Below are 22,908 nucleotides of genomic sequence, written 5' to 3'. Positions count from 1 at the left end.
CGGCCTGCCCGGGGTATTTTATAGTCTGGCATTGACTTTTGGCACGCTGTTGAGTTCTCAAGGAACGGAAGCTTCCTTCGAGACCGTCTCACCGGCCCCTCCGGGCTTTCCCTTCGTGTTTCCCAGCTTACCAGACCCTTTCAGGCCCGATTCCCGCTGGCGGGATTCTTACTTTTGTCTTCCCGGCCTCTCGGCCGTTCCGACGAGTGAAACTTTAGCGGATCCTCGCCCGCTCGGTCCAATCGAGCGTTTTCGGTTCCTCATTTCGCAATTACGCACGCCGAAGCCATGACGACTTGACGTTCGTGTGATTGCGGAATGGCTGCCTCGGGGCCGACCGTGGTCGGCGTTCACCGGCGGGCAACTCGAAGAACATTACCCAGCCGCCTGCCCGATGTCAACCGAGGTCTTCGAGCCTACCGCCGGCGTCGGGCTGGGTCGCCTCGACACGACGGAGGAGCCGTTCAAGTACTTCCCCCAGCTGCGTGCGCTCGTCGGGGGACAGGTCCTGCAGGAGGTCCTGTTCAAAGGCTGAGGCCATGCGCATCGTCTCGAGCCATTTGCCGCGGCCCTCGTCCGTCAGCTCGACGATGACTCTTACGCGGTTGGTCTCGTCCCGCTCGCGGGTGACCAGACCCTCGGCGACCATGCGGTCGATGCGGTGGGTCATGGCGGCCGGGGTGAGACCGAGCCGCTTGGCGAGGTCGCCGGGGCCGAGGCGGTAGGGCTTGCCGACGACGAGGAGAGCTTTGAGGACCTCCCACTCGGCGTTGCTGATGCCGACGGCGGAGAGCTGGCGGGCGTAGGCGACGTTCATGCGCCGGGTAAGGCGCCCCAGCGCGGTGACGGCCTTCTCGACCTGGGGGTCGACCTCGGGATATTCGCGCTGGTAGATCGCGATCTGCTCATCGAGGTCCAGCTCCGGCGGAGGACCGGGGGGCCGGTCGGCTGCGGTCATGGAATGAGTATGGCACTGAACTCGTTGGCGTTGAAGACTTCAGAGATGTACCGTTTAGATTCGAACTTTAGCTCTGAAGTCTTTCGGGCTCAATGAACAACTACCTAGGGGGTGGGTGTGACCACCGAGATGGGCACCGCGCTGCGCCGGATCCAGCTGGGGAACGCGCTGAGCGCGTTCGGCAACGGCTTCACGGTTCCGTTTCTCTTCGTCTACGTAGCGCAGGTGCGGGGCCTTGGGGCCGGTACCGCCGGTGTGGTGCTGTCCGCGTTCGCCGTTGCGGCGCTCGCGGTGCTGCCGTTCACCGGCCGGGCCATCGACCGGAGCGGTCCGCTGCCTGTTCTGCTGGCCGGGTCCGTGGCGGCGGCGTTCGGGGCGATGGGGCTCGGGCTCGCGACGAGCGCGGTCGCGGCTGTGGCGGCGTCCGTGGTGATGGGAGCGGGGATCGCGATCATGCAGCCGGCGCTGGCGACGCTGATCGTATGGTGCTCGACGCCGAAGACCCGTTCCCGGGCCTTCGCGACGCAGTTCTTCCTCAACAACCTGGGACTCGGCATTGGCGGCCTGATCGGCGGCCTGATGGTGGACACGTCACGGCCGGGGTCCTTCACGGTCCTGTTCACGGTCGAGGCCACGATGTTCCTGGTGCTGGCTGCCGTGGTGGCGTCCGTCCGGCTGCCGAGGGCAACGCTGCGTCCGGGGCCCGCGCCGACCGCCGAGAAGCCCGCGAACGGGTGGCGGACGCTCCTCGCCGACAAGGCGATGGTTCGCCTGTGTGTGCTGGGCGCGGTGCTGTTCTTCGCCTGCTACGGGCAGTTCGAGTCGGGACTCGCGGCGTTCGCGACGCAGGTCACGCGGATCTCACCGTCGACACTGGGGATCGCCCTGGCGGCGAACACGGCAATGATCGTGGCGGCGCAGTTCCTGATCCTGCGCACGGTCGAGCGGCGGCGGCGCAGCCGCGTCATCGCTGCGGTAGGAGCGCTGTGGGCAGTCGCGTGGCTGGGGGCCGGGGCGTCGGGGCTGGTGCATTCGGCTCACGCCGTGGCGACCGCGCTGTTGATCTCTACGTATGCGATTTTCGGGCTCGGCGAGGCGATGCTGTCGCCGACGGTGGCGCCGCTGGTGGCGGATTTGGCGCCGCCCCGGCTGGTGGGGCAGTACAACTCCGCGTTCGCGCTGGTGAAGCAGCTTGCCCTGGCGGTCGGCCCGGCGGTGGGCGGCCTGCTGGCCGGTGCCGGGCTGTACGGGGCGTACATCACGATGCTTGTCGCCTGCTCGCTGGGCATTACGTGGCTCAGCCTCCGGCTGGGGCGCTTGCTCGCTCCGGCGCAGGACTGCCCTGCCGGGCGGAGCAGCATTGTGGCCCGCGGCCCGGCCCGGGTACCGGCGGCCGCAGGCCGTTGAGCCGTTGCCGGGGCGGGTCCCACCCACCCGACCCGGGAGGGGGCGGGTGGGTGGGGGAAACCGTCGGTCAGTGCGACTGCGGCAGCGCGAATTCGCACCAGACGGCCTTGCCGCCGCCGGGCGTACGCCGCGATCCCCAGTTGGAGGCGATCGTGGCGATGATGGAGATGCCGCGTCCGGCTTCGTCGCCGGGTTCGGCGCGGCGTCGGCGTGGCAGGTGATCGTCACCGTCGGTGACTTCGATGATCAGACGGCGGTTGGTGCGGCGTAGCCGGAGCCGCATGGGCGGGGTGCCGTGCTGCAAGGAATTGGCGACCATTTCGCTGGCGGCGAGAACGCCGAGGTCGCGCAGCTCGACGGGGAAGCGCCATGAGGCGAGGACGCCCTGGGCGAAGGCACGGGCGCGGGGGGCGGCTTCGATGCCGCCGAGCAGTTCCAGGGAGGCGTTGCGGAAGAGCTCGACGGAAGCGCCCTCGTGATCGGGGTACTGAAGCACGAGCACAGCCACGTCGTCGTCGTGTTCGGAGGTGACGCCAAGGGCCCGGAGCAGACGGTCGCAGATGACGTGCGGGGTGCCGGTGGCACCGGCGAGGGCGCGTCTGAGGGACTCGACGCCCTCGTCGAGGTCCTCACCGCGGCGTTCGACCAGGCCGTCGGTGTAGAGGACGGCGGTGGAGCCGGGGCGAAGGGAGATGCATCCGGACGTGTGGATCCATCCGCCGGTGCCCAGCGGCGGCCCGTTGGGTTCGTCTGCACGGTGGACGATGCCGTCGGGGTCCCGTACGAGGATGGGGAGGTGCCCGGCGCTGGCGTAGGAGAGCCGCCCCTCGCTGGGGTCGTGGACGGCGTAGACGCAGGTGGCGATCTGGGTGGGGTCGATCTCGGCGGCGAGGCCGTCGAGAAGCTGGATGACTTCGTGCGGCGGGAGGTCGAGCCGGGCGTAGGCGCGTACGGCGGTGCGGAGCTGACCCATGACGGCTGCGGCGCGGACACCGCGGCCCATGACATCGCCGATGACGAGGGCGGTGCGGCCGGCGCCGAGGGTGATGACGTCGTACCAGTCGCCGCCGACGGCGGCTTCGGTGCCGCCTGGCTGGTAGGTGGCGGCGACACGGAGGTCGTCGGGCTGTTCCAGCTCCTGGGGGAGGAGGCTGCGCTGGAGGGTGACGGCGGTCTCGCGCAGTTCGCGCTCGCTGTCGCGCAGGCGGTCGGCGGACTGGACCTGGTCGGTGACGTCGGCGGCGAAGACAAGGACGCCGCCCTCGCCCTCGGCCTGCACAGGGGTGCAGGTGAAGGTGAAGTAGCCCTGGCGGGAGGCGGTCGGCGGGGCGACCTTGCGGGCCTTGACGGTGCGGGGCTTGCCGCTGCGGAAGACCTGGTCCATGAGGGGCAGGAGGCCGAGCTCGTCGAGTTCGGGGAGGGCCTCGCGGGCGGGTTCGCCGGGCTTGCGGGGGCCGAAGACATCGGCGTACGCGTCGTTGACGTAGCCGAGGCGGTGGTGAGGGCCGTAGGTGACGGCGATGAGGGCCGGGACCTGGCCGAGGACGTCCGGGACGGACAGTCCGCTCACGCCTGCGCCGTCGGTGCCGACTGGTGGCGGGGTCTCGGGAGGGTCGCCGCCCTCGCCCCGTGCAGCGGGGACCGCGGCGTTGCGTCGCTGTGTTCCGGGGAGCCGGGCGCTCCAACGCGTGAGGTTCAAACGTCCGATTCCTCGTATTTGTCACTCTTTGCAGGTGCTGACGCACGCATGGTCACAGCCCCAGTGTGTCAGGGTGCGTCCGGCTTCCGGCCGTCATTGGCTGCCAGTTCGAACTCGGCGCGCGGATGCTCCAACGATCCCAGGGAAACGATCTCGCGTTTGAAGAGCCCGGACAAGGTCCACTCCGCCAGTACTCGGGCCTTGCGGTTGAAAGTGGGCATCCGGCTCAGATGGTAGGCGCGGTGTATGAACCACGCGGGGTACCCCTTGACTTTACGACCGTAGAGGTACGCGACGCCCTTGTGCAGGCCGAGCGAGGCTACGGAACCGGCGTCCTTGTGCCGGTACTCCTTGACGGGCTCGCCGCGCAGTGTGGCGACGATGTTGTCCGCGAGGACCCTGGCCTGGCGGACGGCATGCTGGGCATTGGGGGCCAGGAGCACCCTGCCCGACACTCCGCCCGCAGCGTCCCGCTCCTGGCCGGCGTTGAGATCCGGGACGGCGCCCGCGTCACCGGCCACCCAGGCGTTGTCGGTGCCTTCGACGCGGAGGGTGGCGGTGCCTTTGACACGGCCGCGGTCGTCGCGGGGCAGGTCGGTGTGGTCCAGCATCGGGTGCGCTCTGACTCCGGCGGTCCACACCACCGTACGGGTGGGGAAGCGGGAGCCGTCGTCGAGGACGGCGACGCGGTTCTCGCAGGACTCCAGGCGCGTGTTGAGGCGGATGTCGATGCTACGGCCACGCAGTTCATGGATGGCGTAGCGGCCCATCTCATCGCCGACTTCGGGGAGGATCCGGTCGGCGGCTTCGACGAGGACCCATTTCATGTCGTCGGCGGTGACGTTGTGGTAGTACCGCGCGGCGTACCGGGCCATGTCCTCCAGCTCGCCGAGCGCCTCGACGCCCGCGTACCCGCCGCCGACGAACACGAAGGTGAGGGCTGCGTCGCGGACCTCGACATCGCGGGTCGAGGAGGCGATGTCGAGCTGTTCGAGCACGTGGTTGCGCAGGCCGATGGCCTCTTCGACGGTTTTGAAGCCGATCCCGTGTTCGGCGAGGCCGGGGATCGGGAGGGTGCGGGAGACGGAGCCGGGGGCGATGACCAGCTGGTCGTACGGGATGTCGATGTCGGCGGAACCTTCCTCCTCGGTGGCGAGGGTGGAGACGGTCGCCACGCGCTTGGAGTGGTCGATGCGGTGGGCCTCGCCGATGACGATCCGGCAGCGGCCCAGGACGCGCCGCAGCGGAACGACCACATGCCGGGGCGAGATCGAGCCGGCCGCGGCTTCGGGAAGGAAGGGCTGGTACGTCATGTACGGCTGCGCCGTGACGATTACGATCTCCGCCTCCGGCGCCCTGGACCGCGGCTTCGCCCAGGACTTGACCCTGGACTGAGCCCTGGACCGACCCCCGGGTTCGAGCTTGAGCTTCTGTTGCAGGCGCAAGGCGGTGTACATACCGACATAGCCGCCACCGACCACGAGAATGCGCGGAACCGTGCGCTCCTCGGCGGACTCCTTCGTCGCTCCCATTGCTCCATCACAGGGGGCGAACGGGGGTTTGTCCACAGGGCATACGGTGATCGTCTCTCAGACCCCCTTCAATCTTGCGCGGGCCTCAACTATGTTCGTACTCCGCCGGTGTGCGCGAGATCCGCGTCCCGGCCGTCATAGGGGTGGGAATGTCTCCGGGGGGAGACGTGATTTCCGGGGGAAGACATATGCATATTCAGGATCAGCAGTGGGCCACCGCGATGGCTACAGCCGAGGGCGACAGCGAAGCGGGCCGGTCGGCCCCGCTGCGGGTGGACGCCCAGCGCAATCTGGAACACGTATTGCGGGCGGCGCGTGAGGTCTTCGGCGAGTCCGGGTACGGGGCGCCGATGGAAGATGTGGCGCGGCGGGCGCGAGTCGGTGTCGGGACGGTGTACCGACGGTTCCCGAGCAAGGACGTCCTGGTCCGGCGGATAGCCGAGGAGGAGACGGAACGGCTCACCGAGCAGGCGCGGACCGCGCTCGGCCTGGAGGACGAGGGGTGGTCGGCGCTCTCGCGGTTCCTGCGGACGTCGGTGGCCTCGGGTGCGGGGCGGCTGTTGCCGCCCGAGGTGCTCCAGGTGCAGCAGTCCGCCCTGCCGGACGAGACGCGGGTGCCCCAGCAGCGAAGCGTGCGGGCGGTGGCCGCGGAGGCGGCCGACGACTCCGGGGTGCCGGCGCTGCTGGATGTGGTCGGGCAGTTGGTCGACCGGGCCCGTAGATCCGGCGAGCTGCGCGGGGATGTGGCCGTCGCGGACGTGCTGCTGGTGATCGCGACGGCGGCTCCTTCGCTGCCGGATCCGGTACAACAGGCGGCGGCCTCGGCCCGGCTGCTGGACATCCTGCTGGAGGGCTTGCGCTCCCGGCCGGGCGTAAAGGAGTGACCACTGGCGACGGCGCGAGAAAGTTGCCCCGATCGGGTGGCGTCCACTCGTCCGGGAGTGAAAACTCCCCGGACGAGTGGTTCCTGCGGCGGGCAGCTTGCGGGGCTTCCGGCATGTGACAGTCTGGCGCCGTGGATGAGGGAATCGGGGAGTCGGCGTCCGCTTCGGGGCCGGGGGACTCGGGCTCGGGAGACTCGAACTCGGGGGACTTGGGCTCGGGGCGCGGCGGAGAACTGCCATCGCATCGGGTGCCGGGACAGCGAGATCCGGCCATTATCGGTTTCTCGGGTTTTTCGGATCGCTTGGATCGATCAGATTTCTCGGATTCATTGTTCGAGCCAATGGACTCCTTGTCGCACGTGCCTCCGTCGGACGCCGACCTCGTCACTCGGGTGCGGGGCGGGGACGACAGCGCATACCAGGATCTGTACCGACGGCACGCCGATTCCGTACGGCGTTACGCACGCGGCTGCTGCCGGGACGGGTATACGGCGGAGGATCTGACCGGCGAGGTCTTCGCGCGCACGCTCCAGGCGATCCGGGGCGGCAGCGGGCCGGATTCAGCGGTAAGGGCCTATCTGCTGACGACGGTGCGGCGGGTCGCCGCGGTGTGGGGCGCCACCGCCAAGCGGGAGCATTTGGTCGAGGACTTCGCGGCGTTCGCCGTGTCGGCGGCCGGGTCGTCCACGAACGAGGCCTCGGGTTCCGGGAGCGGGCTGGATCCCGGCCCGGACGTACTGGCCATGCGCGAGGCCGAGCAATCGCCGGCGTACCAGGCGTTCCTGACCCTGCCGGAGCGCTGGCGGACCGTGCTGTGGCACACCGCTGTGGAGGAGGAGTCGCCGAGCGAGATCGCGCCATTGTTCGGGCTGACCGCCAACGCGACCGCCGTGCTCGCGCACCGGGCGCGTGAGGGGCTGCGTCAGGCGTATCTGCGGGCCCACGTCAGCTCCACGCCGACCGCCGAGGCCTCCTGTACGCGGTACGCCGACCGGCTGGGCGCTCATGTGCGCGAGGGCCTGCGGACACGGGCCGACAGGGAGCTGCGCAAGCACCTCGCAAGGTGCGCGAGATGCCGGCTGGCGGCGGCGGAACTGGCCGACGTCAATGCGGCGCTCAAGGGACTGCTGCCGGTCGCGGTCATCGGTTGGTTCGCCACGGCGTACGTGGCGAAGGCGGCCGGGGTGGCGGCGGGCGGTGCCGCCGTGGCCGGCGCAGGCGCCGCTGCGGGTGCCGCGGGCGCCGCTGCGGGTGCCGCGGGCGCCGCTGCGGGTGCCGCGGGCGGCTCTTCGGCGGGCGGTACGGCTTCGGGTGGCGCGGCGGCGGCCGAGGGGCTGGGGGCGCCGGTGAAGACGGCCATCGCGGCGGGTGTGGTCGTCGCGGCTGCCGGGGTGGCGCTCGCGGTCGTACTGACCGGTGGCGGCGGCAAGGCGCCGGTGCAGGCGGCGAAGAAGCCTTCGGCAGCGCCGGTCGTACCGGCCCGGCCCTCGCCTCGCCCCAAACCGAGCCCGTCCTCGGCTCCGCCTTCCCCCACGGCCCCGGCGGCCGGCTCCAGGCCGGCTCCGGTGATGTTCCGCACGCCCGAGCCGACGCCGAAGCCGACTCCTTCTCCCAAGCCCACACTCACACCGACACCCACACCGAGCCCGAGCCCGACCCCGACCCCCACTCCGGCGCCGCAGATCTACCCGGTCAGCCAATTCGGCCACACCGGCATCGGCAACGGCACCACGCCCACCATCCGGGCCACCGTCAGCAACTGGGTCTGGCAGCGCCGGGGGCTCTCGGCCGGCGGCAGGAGCTACAGTCACGGGCTGACCGTCAGCACCCCGTCGTCCGTCCTCATCGACCTCAATCGCGCCTGTACGTCATACGACGCCCTGGCCGGCATCGACGACCTGGCTCTGGGGCTCGGCGCGGCCCGCTTCTCCGTCTACGGCGACGGGGCCCGGCTCTGGCAGTCCGGCGTCCTGCACGGCGGTGACCCGGCGGTGCCCGTCCATGTGGCGGTTTCCGGGCGGGAGACGATCCGGCTCGTCGTCGAGGCGACGAATCCGTCGCAGCCGGTGAATGTCGCCGACTGGGCCATGCCGCGTATCACCTGCGGTCAGTGACGCGTCCCTGCGCACATGGCCTCAGGGGGCCGGGACCTCGCAGGCACCGTCCGCACAGGTGTCGCCCGCCGGGGCGGCCGACACCGTGGCGCCCGTCCCCTTCGCGACCTGCTCGAGCACGCTGAGGAAGGTCGAGGACTCCTGGCCGCCCTGGACAGCCCACTGGCCCTCGAAGACAAAGGTGGGGACGGCTGTGATGCCGAGCTGCCGGGCCTCGTCAATCTCGGCGAGAACTTCTTCCCGGCCGTCGTCGGAGGCGAGGAAGGCAGCCGCCCCGTCGCGGTCGACGCCGGCTTGGGCGGCGAGGTCCGCCAGGGTGTGACGGTCGCCGATGTCGGCGCCTTCGGCGAAGTGGGCGGTGAGGAGGCGGTCCTTGAGGGCACCCTGGACCTTGGGGCCATAGACGGTGAGGGCGTGCCAGAGCAGCCGGTGTGCGAGCAGCGTGTTGTTCTCGATGGCGCGGTCGAGGTCGAAGGGGAGCCCTTCGACACGCCCGAGCTCGACGAGACGCGCGTCCATTGCTTCGGCCTGGGGACCGAACCGCTGGGTGAGGTACTGCCGGTGCGGCTCGGGCTGTTCGGACTTGTCCGGGACGAGCTGGTAGGGGCGGTACACCACCTCTACGGAGTCGGCCTGTGGGAAGGCGGCGAGGGCACGCTCGAAGCGGCGCTTGCCGACGTAGCACCAGGGGCAGGCGATGTCACTGTAGATCTCCACCTTCATGAGGCACTGGAACGGAATCCATGCCCCATTTCATTCCCGATTTCATTCCCGCGAGCAGCGCGTGCGCCGTGTCCGGGTCCAAGGGCCGGCCCTCGGCACGGGCGCTGTCGTACGCGGCGTCGCCGAGCGCGGCACGCGCGGCGCCCTCGACCGTACGCGGGTCCGCCTGGTCCGGCACCGTGCGCGGCAGCGGTCCACGCGGGGCGTCGGCGGCACCGTGCAGGCGGGCGGCGGGCGCGGAGATTGCCTTGCCGCTTTCCCGTCTCTTCACGCGGCTGGAGCCGGGGCCGCGTGCCGACGAGCGACTCCACGTGCGGCGACGCCAGTTCGGGGCCAGGATCGGCGCCCAGGTGGTCGGCGAACACGCGCCGGGCCTCCTCGTACGCCACCAGCGCCTCGGCCGAGCCCTCGATCGCGCGCAGCGCACGGATGAGCTGCGCATGGAACGGCTCGTCCAACGGGTGGTCCGCTACCAGTTCCCGCAACTCCGGCAGCACCTCCCCGGCATGGCCCAGCGCCAGATCCGCGTCAACCCCGCGGTGCAGCGCCGTCATCCGCAGCGCCTCCGGGCCCGCCCCGGCCGGCTTCCGGCCCGGCAGGTCCGCCGGCGCCGGCCACCGCGGGAGCGCCGCGCCGCCCTCACGTACGAGCCGCTCGAAAGCGCGCAGATCGATGTCCTGCACCTCGGCAAGCAACCGGTATCCGCCCGGGCCCGAGGAGATGACCTCCCTCCCCGGCGCCCTCCGCAGCCGCCCCGACAACGCCTGCAACGCCCCCGGCGCATCCTGCGGCGGCTCCGCCCCCACACATCCTCGATCAGCGCCTCAACGGACGCCGTGTGGGGCGCCCGCAGCGCCGGCGTGGGCAGCAGCGCACACAGGCGGCCGCCACCCAACGCGATGGCAGTCCCTTGTGCGCTGCGCGCCGCTGTCGAGCCCAGGATCAGGGGTACCGCACGACCTCATTCCGGCGTCTACCGCCCATTGCCCGGGGCCATCAGATAGCCGAGGGCTCAGGCACGCCGAACGGGCACGCCGCAGCGCCGGGCGGGCCGGTGCCGCCGCGTGGGCAAAAACCGCGAACCGCGTCAGCGATCATCCTCATGGGGCCCGAGCAACTCATCCGCAAGCGACGGCAAGTCATCCAGCGGCGTCTCCTCGGCCCATGACGGCCGGGACCGGCGAGAAGGCTGGGCCGGTGGCGCGACGGCGGGAAACTCGCGGGTGGGCCCGTCGCCCATGTCGCCCTCGGAACGGAAGAAGCCGGGCGGCACTCGGTCCACAGGCTCCTCAGCGGGAGTCGCGGGTTCGGCCTGCACGGGCCGCACGGGCGGCAGGACAGCGGTCTGCTCGGCATCGATCTCGACGGGCACGACCGGCGACAGGACGGCGGTCTCCTCGGCGTCGAAGGAAGCCGACGCAGCCGGACGCGGCACCTCGATGGTCCGCGTGTCCTCTTCGTGAGTTCCGTCGGCCTCGGCGGCCTCGTTGACGGGTTCCGGGATCGGCTCCGGCGCCGAGGCAGCCGCGGCGGCGGCCGCAGCCGCCGAAGCCGCCGCAGCAGCGCTTCGCGCCTCCTCCGCCCTCAGCAGCGCCTCCTCCGCCTTGCGCTGCCGGTCCAGGCGCCGTTCCTCCGCCTCTGCGCGCAGCCGGGCCTGCTCCTCGGCCTGGCGGCGCAGCCGCTCCTTTTCCTCGCGCTGGACGCGCTCCTGCGCTTCGCGGCGTACGCGCTCCTCCTCGGCGAGCCGCCGCGCTTCTTCGGCGCGACGCGCGGCCTCCGCGGCAGCGGCTTCCTCGGCAGCGCGGCGGGCGGCCTCCTCATCGAGCCGCTTCCGCTCCGCCTCTTCCTGTCGAAGCCTTTCCAGCTGGGCCTCGCGCTCGCGCTTGAGCCGCTCTTCTTCCGCCTTGCGGGCGGCTTCTTCTTCTGCTCGCTTACGGGCGGCCTCTTCCGCCAGGCGCCGCGCTTCTTCCCGGGCCTCGATCTCCTTCTCGGAGAGGGGAAGGGCCTGGTCGAGCCGGTGCCGTAGGACAGTCGTGACAGCCTCTGGCTCCTGGCCGGCGTCGACGACGAGATAGCGGGCCGGATCGGCGGCGGCGAGCGCGAGGAAACCGGCGCGTACTCGCTGATGGAATTCGGCGGGCTCGGACTCAAGCCGGTCCGGGGCCTCGGTGAAGCGCTCGCGGGCGGTCTCGGGGGAGACGTCGAGCAGCACCGTGAGATGAGGCACAAGGCCGTCCGTCGCCCAGCGCGAGATGCGCGCGATCTCGGTCGGAGCGAGGTCGCGCCCCGCGCCCTGGTAGGCGACGGAGGAGTCGATGTAGCGGTCGGAGATGACTATGGCGCCGCGCTCGAGGGCGGGCCGGACGACGGAATCGACATGCTCGGCGCGATCGGCGGCGTACAGCAGGGCTTCTGCCCGGTTGGACAGCCCGGCGCTCGACACGTCCAGCAGGATCGATCGCAGCCGCTTGCCGACCGCGGTCGCGCCCGGCTCCCGGGTCACAACGACTTCGTGGCCCTTGTCTCGGATCCAGTCGGCGAGCGCCTCGACCTGGGTGGACTTGCCGGCCCCGTCGCCGCCCTCGATGGCGAGGAAGAAGCCGCTGGAGGTCGGCCTCTGCGCGGGTTCGCCGCCGCGGAGCGCCTCACGCAGGTCGCGCCGGAGCGGCACGCCCTGGCGGTCGTCGGTCTTGCCGAGCACAACCGCGGCGACCGGCAGCAGCAGCGCACCGACGAGCATGAGGGTGTAGGCGGCGCCACCGTGATCGAAGGTGAAGTGACCGTTGGTGACGCGGCGCGGACCGATCACGCCGGCCAGCAGGGGGGCGACGACCGCGGCGAAGGCCGCGAGGACGCGTACGACGGCGTGCAGATGTTCCGTGGTGCGGGCGCGGCGCGGCTCCTCGGCCTCCTGGTCGATGAGGGTGTGGCCGGTGTTGGCGGTCACACCGGCGGACGTACCCGCGAGCAGTGCGAGCAGCAGCACCGTGGTCGGGTCGGGGACCAGCCCGGTGAGGAGCAGGGCGAGCCCGGTGACGGCGATGGCGATGGCGAACAGGCGGCGCCGGGACAGCGCGGGCAGCGTGCGTGGGGCGACACGGATGCCGAGGACGGTGCCGGCGGTCAGCGCCAGTACGAGGAGTCCGAAACCGGTGGGGCCGCCGCCGAGACCGGCGGAATGGAGTACGGCGACGGAGACGGCGGCGGCGATCGCTCCGGCCGTGGCGGCGGTGGCCAGGACGAAGAGGGGGATGGCGCCGGTACGGCCGCGGTCGGGAACACGCAGGCCCTCCAGGGGGGAGCGTGGGCGCGGGCGCGCGGTGGGCGCGTTCGGCAGCTCCAGGAGATACAGGACGGCGGCGGAGGCGGAGAAGAGCCCGGCCGCGACGTAGGAGGAGAGCGCGACCTGGTGGGCGCCGAACCAGCCGACGCCGACGGCCAGCAGATTGCCCACAAGACTGACGACAACGAGCACGGCGGCGGCGAGGGGCAGCGCGACAAAGGCGGTTCGGAGGTCGAGCTTGTGCAGGGTGGAGAGGGTGTCGGGTGCCGGGCGGACTATTCCGTCACCTGGTGCCGGATTCGGGAGCAGCCCGGGCGCGGCGCCGTCCTTGGCGATGTTCCACAGGCGCTCGGCGGCACCCACGACGAAGACCGTTATCAGCAGCCAGGCGACGGCCGAGTCCGGGGTCCAGTCGATCCACAGGGGCGCGACAAGCAGCAAAGCGAGCCGTACGCCATCCGCGCCGATCATGGTCCAGCGCCGGTCGAGCACGCCGCCGGGCGCGATGAGCGCACTGAGGGGGCCGAGGAGTACGGCGCCGAAGAGCAGGGCGGCGACCACTCGTACGCCGAATACCGCGGCTACCGCGAAGGCCGCTCCGCGGTAGCCGCCACCGAAGGTCTGTGCCATGGTCGCTGCCTGCACGGTGAGCCCGAGCAGCACCAGCAGCCCGAGTCGGTCGGCGACCGCCCCCGTCAGTTGGGCGCCCCACAGTTTCCGCAATGGCGGGATCCTGAGGAGTGCGCCCACCGCACGTTCGCGGGAGTCGGCGGCGAGATCGGCTGGATGCTCGGATCGCGTCATTCTGCCAGCCTATCCGGAGCAAGGTGGTCCATGACTATCCGCCCGAACACGCGGGCTGCGGACATGGGTGCGGGCGCTGCCGGGAGCTGGTACCGGGCGGCCTGGCCGGCGGCGCCGGCCCGTCGGAGCAGGGCTAGTCGGCCGCCTTGGCCGCCGCGGCCGTCTTCTTGGCGGGCGCCTTTTTGCTGGGCGCCTTCTGGGCGGTCGTGGTTTTGGCCGCGGTTGTCTTCTTTGCGGCAGCTGTCGCCTTCTTGGCTGTGGCCTTCTTCGCCGGGGCCTTCTTCGCCGGGGCCTTCTTCGCGGCAGTCTTCTTCGCCGGGGACTTGGCCCGCTTCTCGGCCAGCAGCTCGTACCCGCGCTCCGGGGTGATGGCCTCGACGCTGTCGTCCTGCCGGAGCGTGGCGTTGGTCTCGCCATCGGTCACATACGGGCCGAAGCGGCCGTCCTTGACGACGACCGGCTGCCCGCTGACCGGGTCGGTGCCCAGTTCCTTCAGCGGGGGCTTGGCGGCGGCGCGGCCACGCTGCTTGGGCTGCGCGTAGATGGCCAGGGCCTCGTCGAGGGTGATCGTGAAGAGCTGCTCCTCGCTGCCGATCGACCGTGAGTCGGTGCCCTTCTTCAGATACGGCCCGTAGCGGCCGTTCTGCGCGGTGATCTCGGCGCCGGACTCGGGGTCCACGCCGACGACGCGCGGGAGGGACATCAGCTTGAGGGCGTCCTCGAGCGTCACCGTATCGAGTGACATGGACTTGAAGAGGGACGCGGTACGCGGCTTGACGGCGTTCTTGCCGGTCTTCGGGGTGTCCTCGGGAAGGATTTCGGTGACGTACGGCCCGTAGCGGCCGTCCTTGGCGACGATCTGGCGGCCGGTCGCGGGGTCGGTACCGAGTTCGAAGTCGCCGCTGGGCTTGGCGAGGAACTCCTCGGCCAGCTCCACGGTGAGCTCGTCCGGCGGAAGGTCGTCCGGTACATCGGCGCGCTGGCCGGGCTCGCCCTCGATGTCACTCGGCCGCTCGACGTACGGGCCGTACCGTCCGACCCTCAGCACGATGCCGTTGCCGACGGGGAAGGAAGACACCTCGCGGGCGTCGATCGCGCCCAGATCGGTGACGAGCTCCTTGAGCCCGCCGAGGTGGTCGCCGTCGCCATTGCCGGCGTCGGCGGCGGAGGGGCCCTGCGGCTGACGGTCCGCTTCCTGGCCGGAGCCGAAGTAGAAGCGCCGCAGCCACGGCACTGACTGGGCCTCGCCGCGGGCGATGCGGTCGAGGTCGTCCTCCATCTTGGCGGTGAAGTCGTAGTCGACGAGCCGCCCGAAGTGCTTCTCCAGCAGACCCACGACGGCGAACGACAAGAAGGACGGCACGAGGGCCGTGCCCTTCTTGAAAACATATCCGCGGTCGAGGATGGTGCCAATGATGGACGCATACGTCGAGGGGCGGCCGATCTCGCGCTCTTCCAGCTCCTTGACCAGCGAGGCCTCGGTGTAGCGGGCCGGGGGCTTGGTGGCGTGGCCGTCGGCGGCGATCTCCTCGGCGCGCAGGGCGTCGCCCTCGGAGAGGGCCGGCAGACGGCGCTCACGGTCGTCGAGCTCGGCGTTGGGGTCGTCTGCGCCTTCGACGTACGCCTTCATGAAGCCATGGAAGGTGATGATCTTGCCGGACGCGGAGAACTCGGCGTCCCGGCCGTCAGCCGAGCGCCCGGCGACCTTCACGGTGACGGACTGGCCGACCGCGTCCTTCATCTGGGACGCGACGGTACGCATCCAGATCAGCTCGTAGAGCCGGTACTGGTCGCCGGTGAGGCCGGTCTCGGCGGGGGTGCGGAAGCGGTCGCCGGAGGGGCGGATCGCCTCGTGCGCCTCCTGGGCGTTCTTGACCTTGCCGGTGTAGACGCGAGGCTTGTCGGGGAGGTAGGCGGCGCCGTACAGCTGGGTGACCTGGGCGCGGGCGGCGGTGATGGCGGTCTCCGACAGCGTGGTGGAGTCCGTACGCATATAGGTGATGAAGCCGTTCTCGTACAGCTTCTGGGCGACCTGCATGGTGGACTTGGCACCGAAGCCGAGCTTGCGCGCCGCCTCCTGCTGGAGGGTGGTCGTGCGGAACGGCGCATATGGCGAGCGCCGGTACGGCTTCGACTCGACGCTGCGTACGGAGAAGTCGCTGTCCTGGAGCGCGGCGGCCAGCGTGCGGGCGGCGGCCTCGTCCAGGTGGAGGACGGTCGCGCTCTCCTTGAGCCGGCCGGTGGAGCTGAAGTCCCGGCCCTGGGCGATGCGGCGGCCGTCGACGCCGGTGAGGCGGGCGGCGAAGACGCCGGGGTCGGTGGCGTCGCCGGTGCGGCCGGTGGCGAAGGTGCCGGTGAGGTCCCAGTATTCGGCGGAGCGGAAGGCGATGCGCTCGCGTTCGCGCTCGACGACGAGACGGGTGGCGACGGACTGTACGCGGCCCGCCGACAGGCGCGGCATGACCTTCTTCCACAGGACCGGCGAGACCTCGTAGCCATAGAGGCGGTCGAGGATCCGGCGGGTCTCCTGCGCGTCGACCAGGCGCTGGTTCAGCTCGCGGGGATTGCGGACGGCGGCCTGGATGGCGTCCTTGGTGATCTCGTGGAAGACCATCCGGCGGACCGGGACCTTGGGCTTGAGGACTTCCTGGAGGTGCCAGGCGATGGCCTCGCCCTCCCGGTCCTCATCTGTTGCCAGGAACAGCTCGTCGGAGTCCTTCAGCAGGTCCTTTAGCTTCTTGACCTGCGCCTTCTTGTCGGCATTGATGACATAGATCGGCTGGAAGTCACTGTCGACGTTGACGCCGAGGCGCGCCCAGGACTGGCCCTTGAACTCGGCCGGCACTTCGGCGGCCCCGTTGGGCAGGTCGCGGATGTGCCCGACGCTGGCCTCGACCACGTAACCCGGGCCGAGATAGCCCTTGATCGTCTTCGCCTTGGCGGGCGACTCGACAATAACGAGTCGGCGGCCGCCGGATGCGGTCTCGTGGGTCGGGGACAACTTCGCTCTTCTCTCCGGTCGAAGGACTTCCGCTGCGGAGTGTGACCGTACATCCCGGTCCCGTGTCAAACGGGAAAACCCCACAACGCCACTCGAACGGTAACCCGACAACCGCCATCCCTGCCGCGCGGGCCCACATGACGGTAGATTTCTGCGCTGCGTCCGCCCTGGGTCCGCCCCGCGTGCGCCGGGCCGGAGCGGGGCCTTCCGAGAGGCCCGGCTACGGGACGGGGCCAGTACCGGGATACGCCATCGGTGCGCTCAGACGCGTAGGAAACACCAGACGCCGACGAGGAGGGAGATCGCTCCGCAGGCCGTGACAATGACGGCGGCGACCGGCCCGGCATGCTGTGCCACCGGCACGTTTCGCATCACGCACCTCGCCGACCACAGCAGCAGCCCGGCGCCGAAGAGCGCGAAGACCATCCCATGGCGAAGAACGCCGGTGCGCTTTCCATCCTCGTCGCCCCTTTGTGCGTCGTGCGCCCGTCGTGCGCCGGAGGCTGCCACAGCGGGACGGCATCATGGCGGCCTCCCAGCAAACCCCGGATGAATGAAGCCCCAAACGACTGTCCGAAAACAGCCGCGTGAGTCGCGTGGCAAGATAACTGCCGTGGCTGACACGACGGCACCAGGGCCGGCCCTGGCTGCGACACCGGCACCGGACGCTGTGCGACGCCGCAACCGCGCGCTCGCGCTCGGGTCCGTGGTCACCGGTATCGCGGGGGCCGCATACCTCTGGGGCACCGATCCGCACCAGCCAGGACACTTTTTGCCCCGCTGCCCGTTCAACTGGGCGACCGGTCTGCTCTGCCCCGCGTGCGGCGGCACCCGCATGGCCTACGACCTGATGCACGGACACTTCGCGGCCGCGTTCCACGACAACGCCCTGCTACTGCTCGTCAGCCCTGCGGGCCTCTATCTCTACGGGCGCTGGCTGGCCGAGGGGCTGCGCGGCAGGTCCTACCAGCCCGTCCTGCGCCCTTACGGGCAGGCCGTCGTGCTCGGCGTGGCGGTGGCCTGGGCCGTGTTGCGCAACACGCTGTAGCGGCCCGTTGGGCACGGTTGGGTTGGTCACGGTTGGGTGACGTGACGCGGTCACACGAGACATTGGCCGATTTCCAGTGTGAGAATCAGCTTTTCTGGCGGGGGGACAAGGCGCAGGTGTGTGCTCACCCCTGCCGTTTCGTCCCTTCTGCAAGGAGCATCCTCCGTGGCAACGCCCACCCCTGACGCCCCGTTCGGCTACGACGCCGCCGGGCGGCCGCTCTCGGACAAGTCCAAGGTCACCGCCGGCATCCTCCAGATCCTCCTCGGCGGGCTCGGCATCGGGCGCTTCTACACCGGCCACACCGGCATGGCGCTCGGCCAGCTCTTCACGTGCGGCGGCTGTGGCGTCTGGTCGCTGATCGACGGCATCATCTTCCTCACCAGCAACGACCGCACCGACGCCCAGGGGCGCACGCTGCGCAGCTGACAGGTGTCGGCACCCTCTGCGGCACGGTCACACGTGCTTGGCCGTGCCGCACTCAGTGCTCACTACTCACTGCTCAGTGCCCGGTGCCCGGTGCTCGTCATTCGGCAGGCTCGATGAAGCCCTGCTCGACCAGCAGCCGGATAGCCTCCGGCGTACGGTCCCGGAGCACCACCGGGTCCTCGCCGAGGAGTTGGGCGATGGCATCCAGGATCCGGCCGGCCGGGAGGGTGCCGTCGCAGACCCCGGCGAAGCCGGCCCCGACGGTGTCGACCTTGGAGGCGCGCCGCATGCCCCGGTTGGCGCGCAGCACCACATGTTCCGGGTCCTCCGCGCCGGGAAGGCCGACCTGTTCCTGGACGACCTCGTCGGCGAGCCGGAACCTGGCTTCGAGGAGCGCGGCGTCATCGTGCGTACGCAGGAAGCTCCGGCGGTCGAACCAGGCGCCGATGTGCGTACCGAGCGGCTGCTCGACGGGGTGCGGCCACTCCTCGGCGATCACGTCGGGGCGGTCGGCGCCGGACTTGTGGATCGTGATCCAGCCGAAGCCGACGCCCTTGACCTTGCGTTGGTCGAACTCCTCCAGCCAGGCGTCGTACCGGGCGGCATAGGAAGCCGGGTCCGTCTGATGGTCGCCCCCGTCGCGCAGCCACAGTTCGGCGTACTGTGCGGGGTCCTGGACCTCCCGCTGCACGATCCACGCGTCGCAGCCCTGCGGGACCCAGCCACTGATCCGGTCGCGCCAGTCCTCTCCCGCCACGTGCTGCCAGTTGGCGAGCAGCTGGCAGTAGCCGCCGTCGTTCAGATGCTCGGCTGACTGCTGGACGATCGTGCGGCACAGGTCGTCGCCCGCCATACCGCCGTCCCGGTACGTGAAGCGACTGCCCGGTGAGATCACGAACGGCGGGTTGGACACGATCAGGTCGAACCGCTCCTCACCGACCGGCTCGAAGAGGCTCCCCTGTCTCAGGGCCGGTTCCCGCGCGCCGGACAGCGCCAGCGTCAGCCGCGCGAAGTGCAGGGCGCGTGGGTTCAGATCGGTCGCCGTGACCCGCGTGGCGTGCCGGGACGCGTGCAGCGCCTGCACCCCGGAGCCGGTGCCGAGGTCGAGTGCGCTGCCCACCGGCGTACGCACCGTGATCCCGGCGAGCGTGGTGGACGCGCCGCCCACGCCCAAGACCACGTCCTCCCGGGCGACGCCGGGCACCGCCCCGATCCCGGCCGCCCCACCGACCGCGCACCCGAGGTCCGAGACGATCCACCAGTCCTCGCCCGCCTCGCCCCCGTAGGGCCGTACGTCAACCGTCGCGCGCACCGCGTCCCCGCCGTCGGCGTCCCGGTCGCGTACGAGCCAGCCGTCAGCGAGGCACTCCTCCACGGGCAGCGCCTCGCGGGCCCGCGTATATGGGACGGTTTGCTGCAGCAGGAACAGCCGCACCAGTGTCTCGATCGGCGTGTCCCCGCGCGTGGCGCGCAGCGAGGGCACGGTCTCCGCCCGGGAGAGCGCGGCGAACGCGGTCGCGCCCAGCACTTCCAGGCAGCCGTCGGGGGTGAACGCGGCGGTACGCAGCGCGTCGCGCAACCGGGAGATGCGGTCCGGGTCCGCAGCGGGAAGGTGCATGGTGTTCACAGGGTCCATTCTCCCGGACGGCCAGGGCCGGCGTGCGCCGCTTCGGTCGCGGGTGCGCTCAGGACGCGCTCGGCGAAGCGCTGGCGCTCCGGCAGCCGGGCTGCTTGGCCATCGCGGCCCCGACATCTCCCTGCCGGAGACTGTCAAGCGCCTGCCCGCCGGTCTTGCTCACCTTGCCGAGGCTGTCCGACACAGCCTTCAGGCCGTCGGCGAACTTCGCCTGGTCTGCGGTGTTGAGCCCGTCGACCTGCTTCTTGAGGTTGGAGTAGGAAGTGGAGAGCTGGTTGAGGTCGTTGACCGCTTGCGTCTTGAGCTTGGTCCCGTTCTTGACCGGCGGGTCGCCCGCCTTGCTGACGATGCCGGCCAGGGACTTGTAGGCGTCCGAGATCTGCTGGAAGGCGGCGGAGTCCGCGTTCTTCACATCGGCGGGCTTGCCGGCGCTGTCGACCTTGGTGATCGCCGTGTTGGCGTCGTTGATCTTCTTGACCTGTGTGGAGGCCTGATCGCAGACAGTCTTCGCCCAGGCGTTCAGCTTGCTGTTGGAGTTGTCGCCGCATCCCGCGAGGGCCATCACCAGAGCCGCACCGGACAGCGCTGCCGCGAGTTTCATCTTCACTATGTCTGTTCCTTCCGTGGCTCTACGGCCCCGGAACCTACACGCCCTCGGGGTGCGGACCACCATTCGGTCGCACCATTCATAACTATTTAAAGCCATTTGCACCAGGTAACCCGTGACGTACGCGACGCTCGTACAACATCGTGGCGGGCGCCACCCCAAAGGGGTGACGCCCGCCACGATACTGACGCCGTAATTGACGGCGTCTCCGCTAAGCCACTGCCTAGGAGACCACCGCCGGGTCGGTTGATCGCCGGGTCGGCTCGGAGCCACCCTCGTCGCCCTCGTCCCCGACGGCGATGCCGCGCCGTTTGGAGACGTAGACCGCGCCGACGATGGTGACGATCGAGACGGCGGCGACACCGATCCGGACGCCCAGGTTCGCGTCCTGGCCGTAGCTGAACTTGACCACCGCGGGGGCGATCAGCAGCGCCACCAGGTTCATCACCTTCAGCAGCGGGTTGATCGCCGGACCTGCGGTGTCCTTGAACGGGTCGCCGACCGTGTCGCCGATGACGGTCGCGGCGTGCGCCTCGCTGCCCTTGCCGCCGTAGTGGCCGTCCTCGACGAGCTTCTTGGCGTTGTCCCAGGCGCCGCCGGAGTTGGCGAGGAAGACGGCCATGAGCGTGCCCGCTCCGATCGCGCCCGCCAGGTAGGAGGCGAGCGAGCCGACGCCGAGCGAGAAACCGACCGCAATAGGTGCGAGAACCGCCAGCAGGCCGGGCGTGGCGAGCTCGCGCAGCGCGTCCTTGGTGCAGATGTCGACGACCCGGCCGTACTCCGGCTTCTCGGTGTAGTCCATGATCCCGGGGTGCTCGCGGAACTGCCGCCGCACCTCGAAGACCACCGCGCCCGCCGACCGCGATACGGCGTTGATGGCGAGCCCCGAGAAGAGGAAGACGACGGCCGCGCCGAGCAGCAGCCCGACCAGGTTGTTCGGCTGGGAGATGTCGAGGTTGAGCCATCGTGCGTCGGACGCGGCGGGGTGGGCCTTGGCGACGGCTGTATCGATCGCCTCCTTGAAGGAGCCGAAGAGCGCGGTCGCGGCGAGCACCGCTGTCGCGATGGCGATGCCCTTGGTGATCGCCTTGGTGGTGTTGCCGACCGCGTCCAGGTCGGTGAGGACCTGGGCGCCCTCGCCGTGGACGTCGCCGGACATCTCGGCGATGCCCTGGGCGTTGTCGGAGACCGGTCCGAAGGTGTCCATGGCGACGATCACGCCGACCGTGGTGAGCAGACCAGTGCCGGCCAGCGCGACCGCGAAGAGCGCCAGCCACACCGACGTACCGCCGAGCAGGAAGGCGCCGTAGACCGAGAGCCCGATCAGCACGGCCGAGTAGACCGCCGACTCCAGGCCGAGGGCGATGCCGGACAGCACGACGGTGGCCGGCCCGGTGAGCGAGGTCTTGCCGATGTCCTGGACGGGACGCCTGGTGGTCTCGGTGAAATAGCCGGTGAGCTGTTGGATCAGCGCGGCCAGCACGATGCCGATGGCGACCGCGACCAGCGCCAGGACCCTCGGGTCACCGGGGTGGCCCGAGATGTCGCTGGAGACGCCCTTGAGGTCCGCGTAGCTGGACGGCAGGTAGACGTAGACCGCCACCGCGACCAGGACCAGCGAGATGACGGCGGAGATGAAGAAGCCGCGGTTGATGGCGGTCATGCCGCTACGGTCGGCGCGGCGTGGCGCGACCGCGAAGATGCCGACCATCGCGGTGAGCACCCCGATCGCCGGGATGAGCAGCGGGAACGCCAGCCCGGAGTCGCCGAAGGCCACCTTGCCGAGGATCAGCGCGGCGACCAGCATGACGGCGTACGACTCGAAGAGGTCGGCGGCCATGCCCGCGCAGTCGCCGACGTTGTCGCCGACGTTGTCGGCGATGGTCGCGGCGTTGCGCGGGTCGTCCTCCGGGATGCCCTGCTCCACCTTGCCGACGAGGTCGGCGCCCACGTCGGCGGCCTTGGTGAAGATACCGCCGCCGACCCTCATGAACATCGCCAGCAGCGCCGCGCCGAATCCGAAGCCCTCCAGCACCTTGGGGGCGTCCGCCTTGTAGACGAGGACGACGACGGAGGCGCCCAGCAATCCCAGGCCGACCGTGAACATGCCGACCACACCGCCGGTACGGAAGGCGATCTTCATGGCGCGGTGCGAGACAGCCGTCAGGTCGGCCTTCGGCTCCCCGGGCGCCGGCGTCGCCGCCCGTGCGGCGGCGGCGACGCGTACGTTGCTGCGCACCGCGAGCCACATGCCGATGTAACCGGTGACGGCCGAGAACCCGGCGCCGACCAGGAAGAACACACTGCGTCCGATGCGCTGCGAGGTGTTGTCTGCGGGCAGCAGCATGAGCAGGAAGAAAGCGGCGACGGCGAAAACGCCCAGTGTGCGGAACTGCCGCGCCAAGTAGGCGTTCGCTCCTTCCTGGACGGCACTCGCGATCTCCTTCATCTTGTCGGTGCCCTCGTCGGCGGCGAGCACTTGTCGTACCAGCACCGCTGCGAGCGCCAGTGCAGCCAACGCGACGACCGCGATGACCAGTACCAGATTGCGGTTGCCGTCGGTCAGCACCGGTGAGGCAGCCAGGTTCCGGGCGAAGTCGTGCGTGTGAGGGGTAAGTGGCCCCGCCATTCGTCCTCCTTGACGTTTGGCGCATGGGCGCGCGGCTCTTGCGACTTTGAGAGCCGCGACACTCAGGCGAGCTGAGCAAAGATGGACGGATTGTAGGGAGCCCAACTAGATCAAAACAGGGCGCAGGAGCGTAAATTCGCCTGAGGCCGGGAAT

Annotated in this window: 16 protein-coding genes; 5 read left to right on the top strand and 11 right to left on the bottom strand. The window is 70.3% G+C overall.

The window, feature by feature from the left end:
• Positions 1–397: 397 nt before the first annotated feature.
• On the bottom strand, positions 398–958 hold the full coding sequence (locus FCI23_RS27995) for a MarR family winged helix-turn-helix transcriptional regulator (RefSeq protein WP_136726718.1): 561 nt from the start codon (positions 956–958) through the stop codon (positions 398–400).
• A gap of 117 nt (positions 959–1,075) precedes the next feature.
• Between FCI23_RS27995 and FCI23_RS27990 the strand changes: the two genes are divergently transcribed.
• Complete coding sequence (locus FCI23_RS27990; protein ID WP_136726717.1) at positions 1,076–2,365, top strand: MFS transporter; 1,290 nt, start codon at positions 1,076–1,078, stop codon at positions 2,363–2,365.
• 67 nt (positions 2,366–2,432) lie between these two features.
• Here FCI23_RS27990 and FCI23_RS27985 read toward each other — a convergent pair whose 3' ends face one another.
• Positions 2,433–4,064 (bottom strand): ATP-binding SpoIIE family protein phosphatase, encoded by a 1,632-nt coding sequence (locus tag FCI23_RS27985; RefSeq protein WP_136726716.1) that lies wholly within the window; start codon positions 4,062–4,064, stop codon positions 2,433–2,435.
• 68 nt (positions 4,065–4,132) lie between these two features.
• A complete protein-coding gene (locus tag FCI23_RS27980; RefSeq protein ID WP_136726715.1) occupies positions 4,133–5,596 on the bottom strand; it encodes an NAD(P)/FAD-dependent oxidoreductase in 1,464 nt (487 codons plus the stop codon).
• Between the two features lie 188 nt (positions 5,597–5,784).
• Here FCI23_RS27980 and FCI23_RS27975 point away from each other — a divergent pair, with 188 nt between their 5' ends.
• Positions 5,785–6,480: a TetR/AcrR family transcriptional regulator gene (locus tag FCI23_RS27975; RefSeq protein WP_136726714.1), complete on the top strand. Its 696-nt coding sequence runs from the start codon at positions 5,785–5,787 to the stop codon at positions 6,478–6,480.
• Between the two features lie 341 nt (positions 6,481–6,821).
• On the top strand, positions 6,822–8,594 hold the full coding sequence (locus FCI23_RS27970; RefSeq protein WP_136726713.1) for a sigma-70 family RNA polymerase sigma factor: 1,773 nt from the start codon (positions 6,822–6,824) through the stop codon (positions 8,592–8,594).
• A 21-nt stretch (positions 8,595–8,615) separates the two neighbouring features.
• Here the strand turns inward: FCI23_RS27970 and FCI23_RS27965 are convergent, their stop codons facing one another.
• The 5 genes from FCI23_RS27965 to FCI23_RS27945 form a co-directional block, all read right to left on the bottom strand.
• Positions 8,616–9,317: a DsbA family oxidoreductase gene (locus FCI23_RS27965; protein ID WP_136726712.1), complete on the bottom strand. Its 702-nt coding sequence runs from the start codon at positions 9,315–9,317 to the stop codon at positions 8,616–8,618.
• The gene (locus tag FCI23_RS60165) at positions 9,314–9,871 is read right to left on the bottom strand and encodes an AfsR/SARP family transcriptional regulator (RefSeq protein WP_246144091.1); all 558 of its coding nucleotides are present in this window, start codon (positions 9,869–9,871) and stop codon (positions 9,314–9,316) included. Before FCI23_RS60165 ends, FCI23_RS27965 begins: the two co-directional genes overlap by 4 nt.
• Positions 9,872–10,404: 533 nt before the next feature.
• Positions 10,405–13,404, bottom strand: a complete 3,000-nt coding sequence (gene tmk / locus FCI23_RS27955) for a dTMP kinase (RefSeq protein ID WP_136726711.1) — start codon at positions 13,402–13,404, stop codon at positions 10,405–10,407.
• A 133-nt stretch (positions 13,405–13,537) separates the two neighbouring features.
• Positions 13,538–16,405, bottom strand: a complete 2,868-nt coding sequence (gene topA, locus FCI23_RS27950; protein ID WP_136726710.1) for a type I DNA topoisomerase — start codon at positions 16,403–16,405, stop codon at positions 13,538–13,540.
• A 261-nt stretch (positions 16,406–16,666) separates the two neighbouring features.
• On the bottom strand, positions 16,667–16,915 hold the full coding sequence (locus FCI23_RS27945) for a hypothetical protein (protein ID WP_322973902.1): 249 nt from the start codon (positions 16,913–16,915) through the stop codon (positions 16,667–16,669).
• Positions 16,916–17,018: 103 nt separating this feature from the next.
• Here FCI23_RS27945 and FCI23_RS27940 point away from each other — a divergent pair, with 103 nt between their 5' ends.
• Both FCI23_RS27940 and FCI23_RS27935 read left to right on the top strand, forming a co-directional pair.
• Positions 17,019–17,453, top strand: a complete 435-nt coding sequence (locus FCI23_RS27940) for a DUF2752 domain-containing protein (RefSeq protein ID WP_407646036.1) — start codon at positions 17,019–17,021, stop codon at positions 17,451–17,453.
• A 165-nt stretch (positions 17,454–17,618) separates the two neighbouring features.
• Positions 17,619–17,882, top strand: a complete 264-nt coding sequence (locus tag FCI23_RS27935) for a TM2 domain-containing protein (protein WP_136726708.1) — start codon at positions 17,619–17,621, stop codon at positions 17,880–17,882.
• Positions 17,883–17,979: 97 nt separating this feature from the next.
• On the opposite strand, the gene FCI23_RS27930 is transcribed toward FCI23_RS27935, so the two are convergent.
• The 3 genes from FCI23_RS27930 to FCI23_RS27920 all read right to left on the bottom strand — a co-directional run bounded on the left by FCI23_RS27930 (position 17,980) and on the right by FCI23_RS27920 (position 22,754).
• Positions 17,980–19,500, bottom strand: a complete 1,521-nt coding sequence (locus FCI23_RS27930; protein ID WP_456318839.1) for a DUF7059 domain-containing protein — start codon at positions 19,498–19,500, stop codon at positions 17,980–17,982.
• Positions 19,501–19,567: 67 nt separating this feature from the next.
• Positions 19,568–20,119, bottom strand: coding sequence for a small secreted protein (locus tag FCI23_RS27925; protein ID WP_136726725.1), 552 nt, complete (start codon positions 20,117–20,119; stop codon positions 19,568–19,570).
• A 229-nt stretch (positions 20,120–20,348) separates the two neighbouring features.
• Positions 20,349–22,754, bottom strand: coding sequence for a sodium-translocating pyrophosphatase (locus tag FCI23_RS27920; protein WP_136726706.1), 2,406 nt, complete (start codon positions 22,752–22,754; stop codon positions 20,349–20,351).
• Between the last annotated feature and the right edge of the window lie 154 nt (positions 22,755–22,908).

The sequence above is a fragment of the Actinacidiphila oryziradicis genome, assembly GCF_005047355.1.
Classification (GTDB): domain Bacteria; phylum Actinomycetota; class Actinomycetes; order Streptomycetales; family Streptomycetaceae; genus Actinacidiphila; species Actinacidiphila oryziradicis.
Note: the sequence above shows the minus strand (reverse complement) of the source record. Positions and strands in the feature narration are given on the sequence as shown.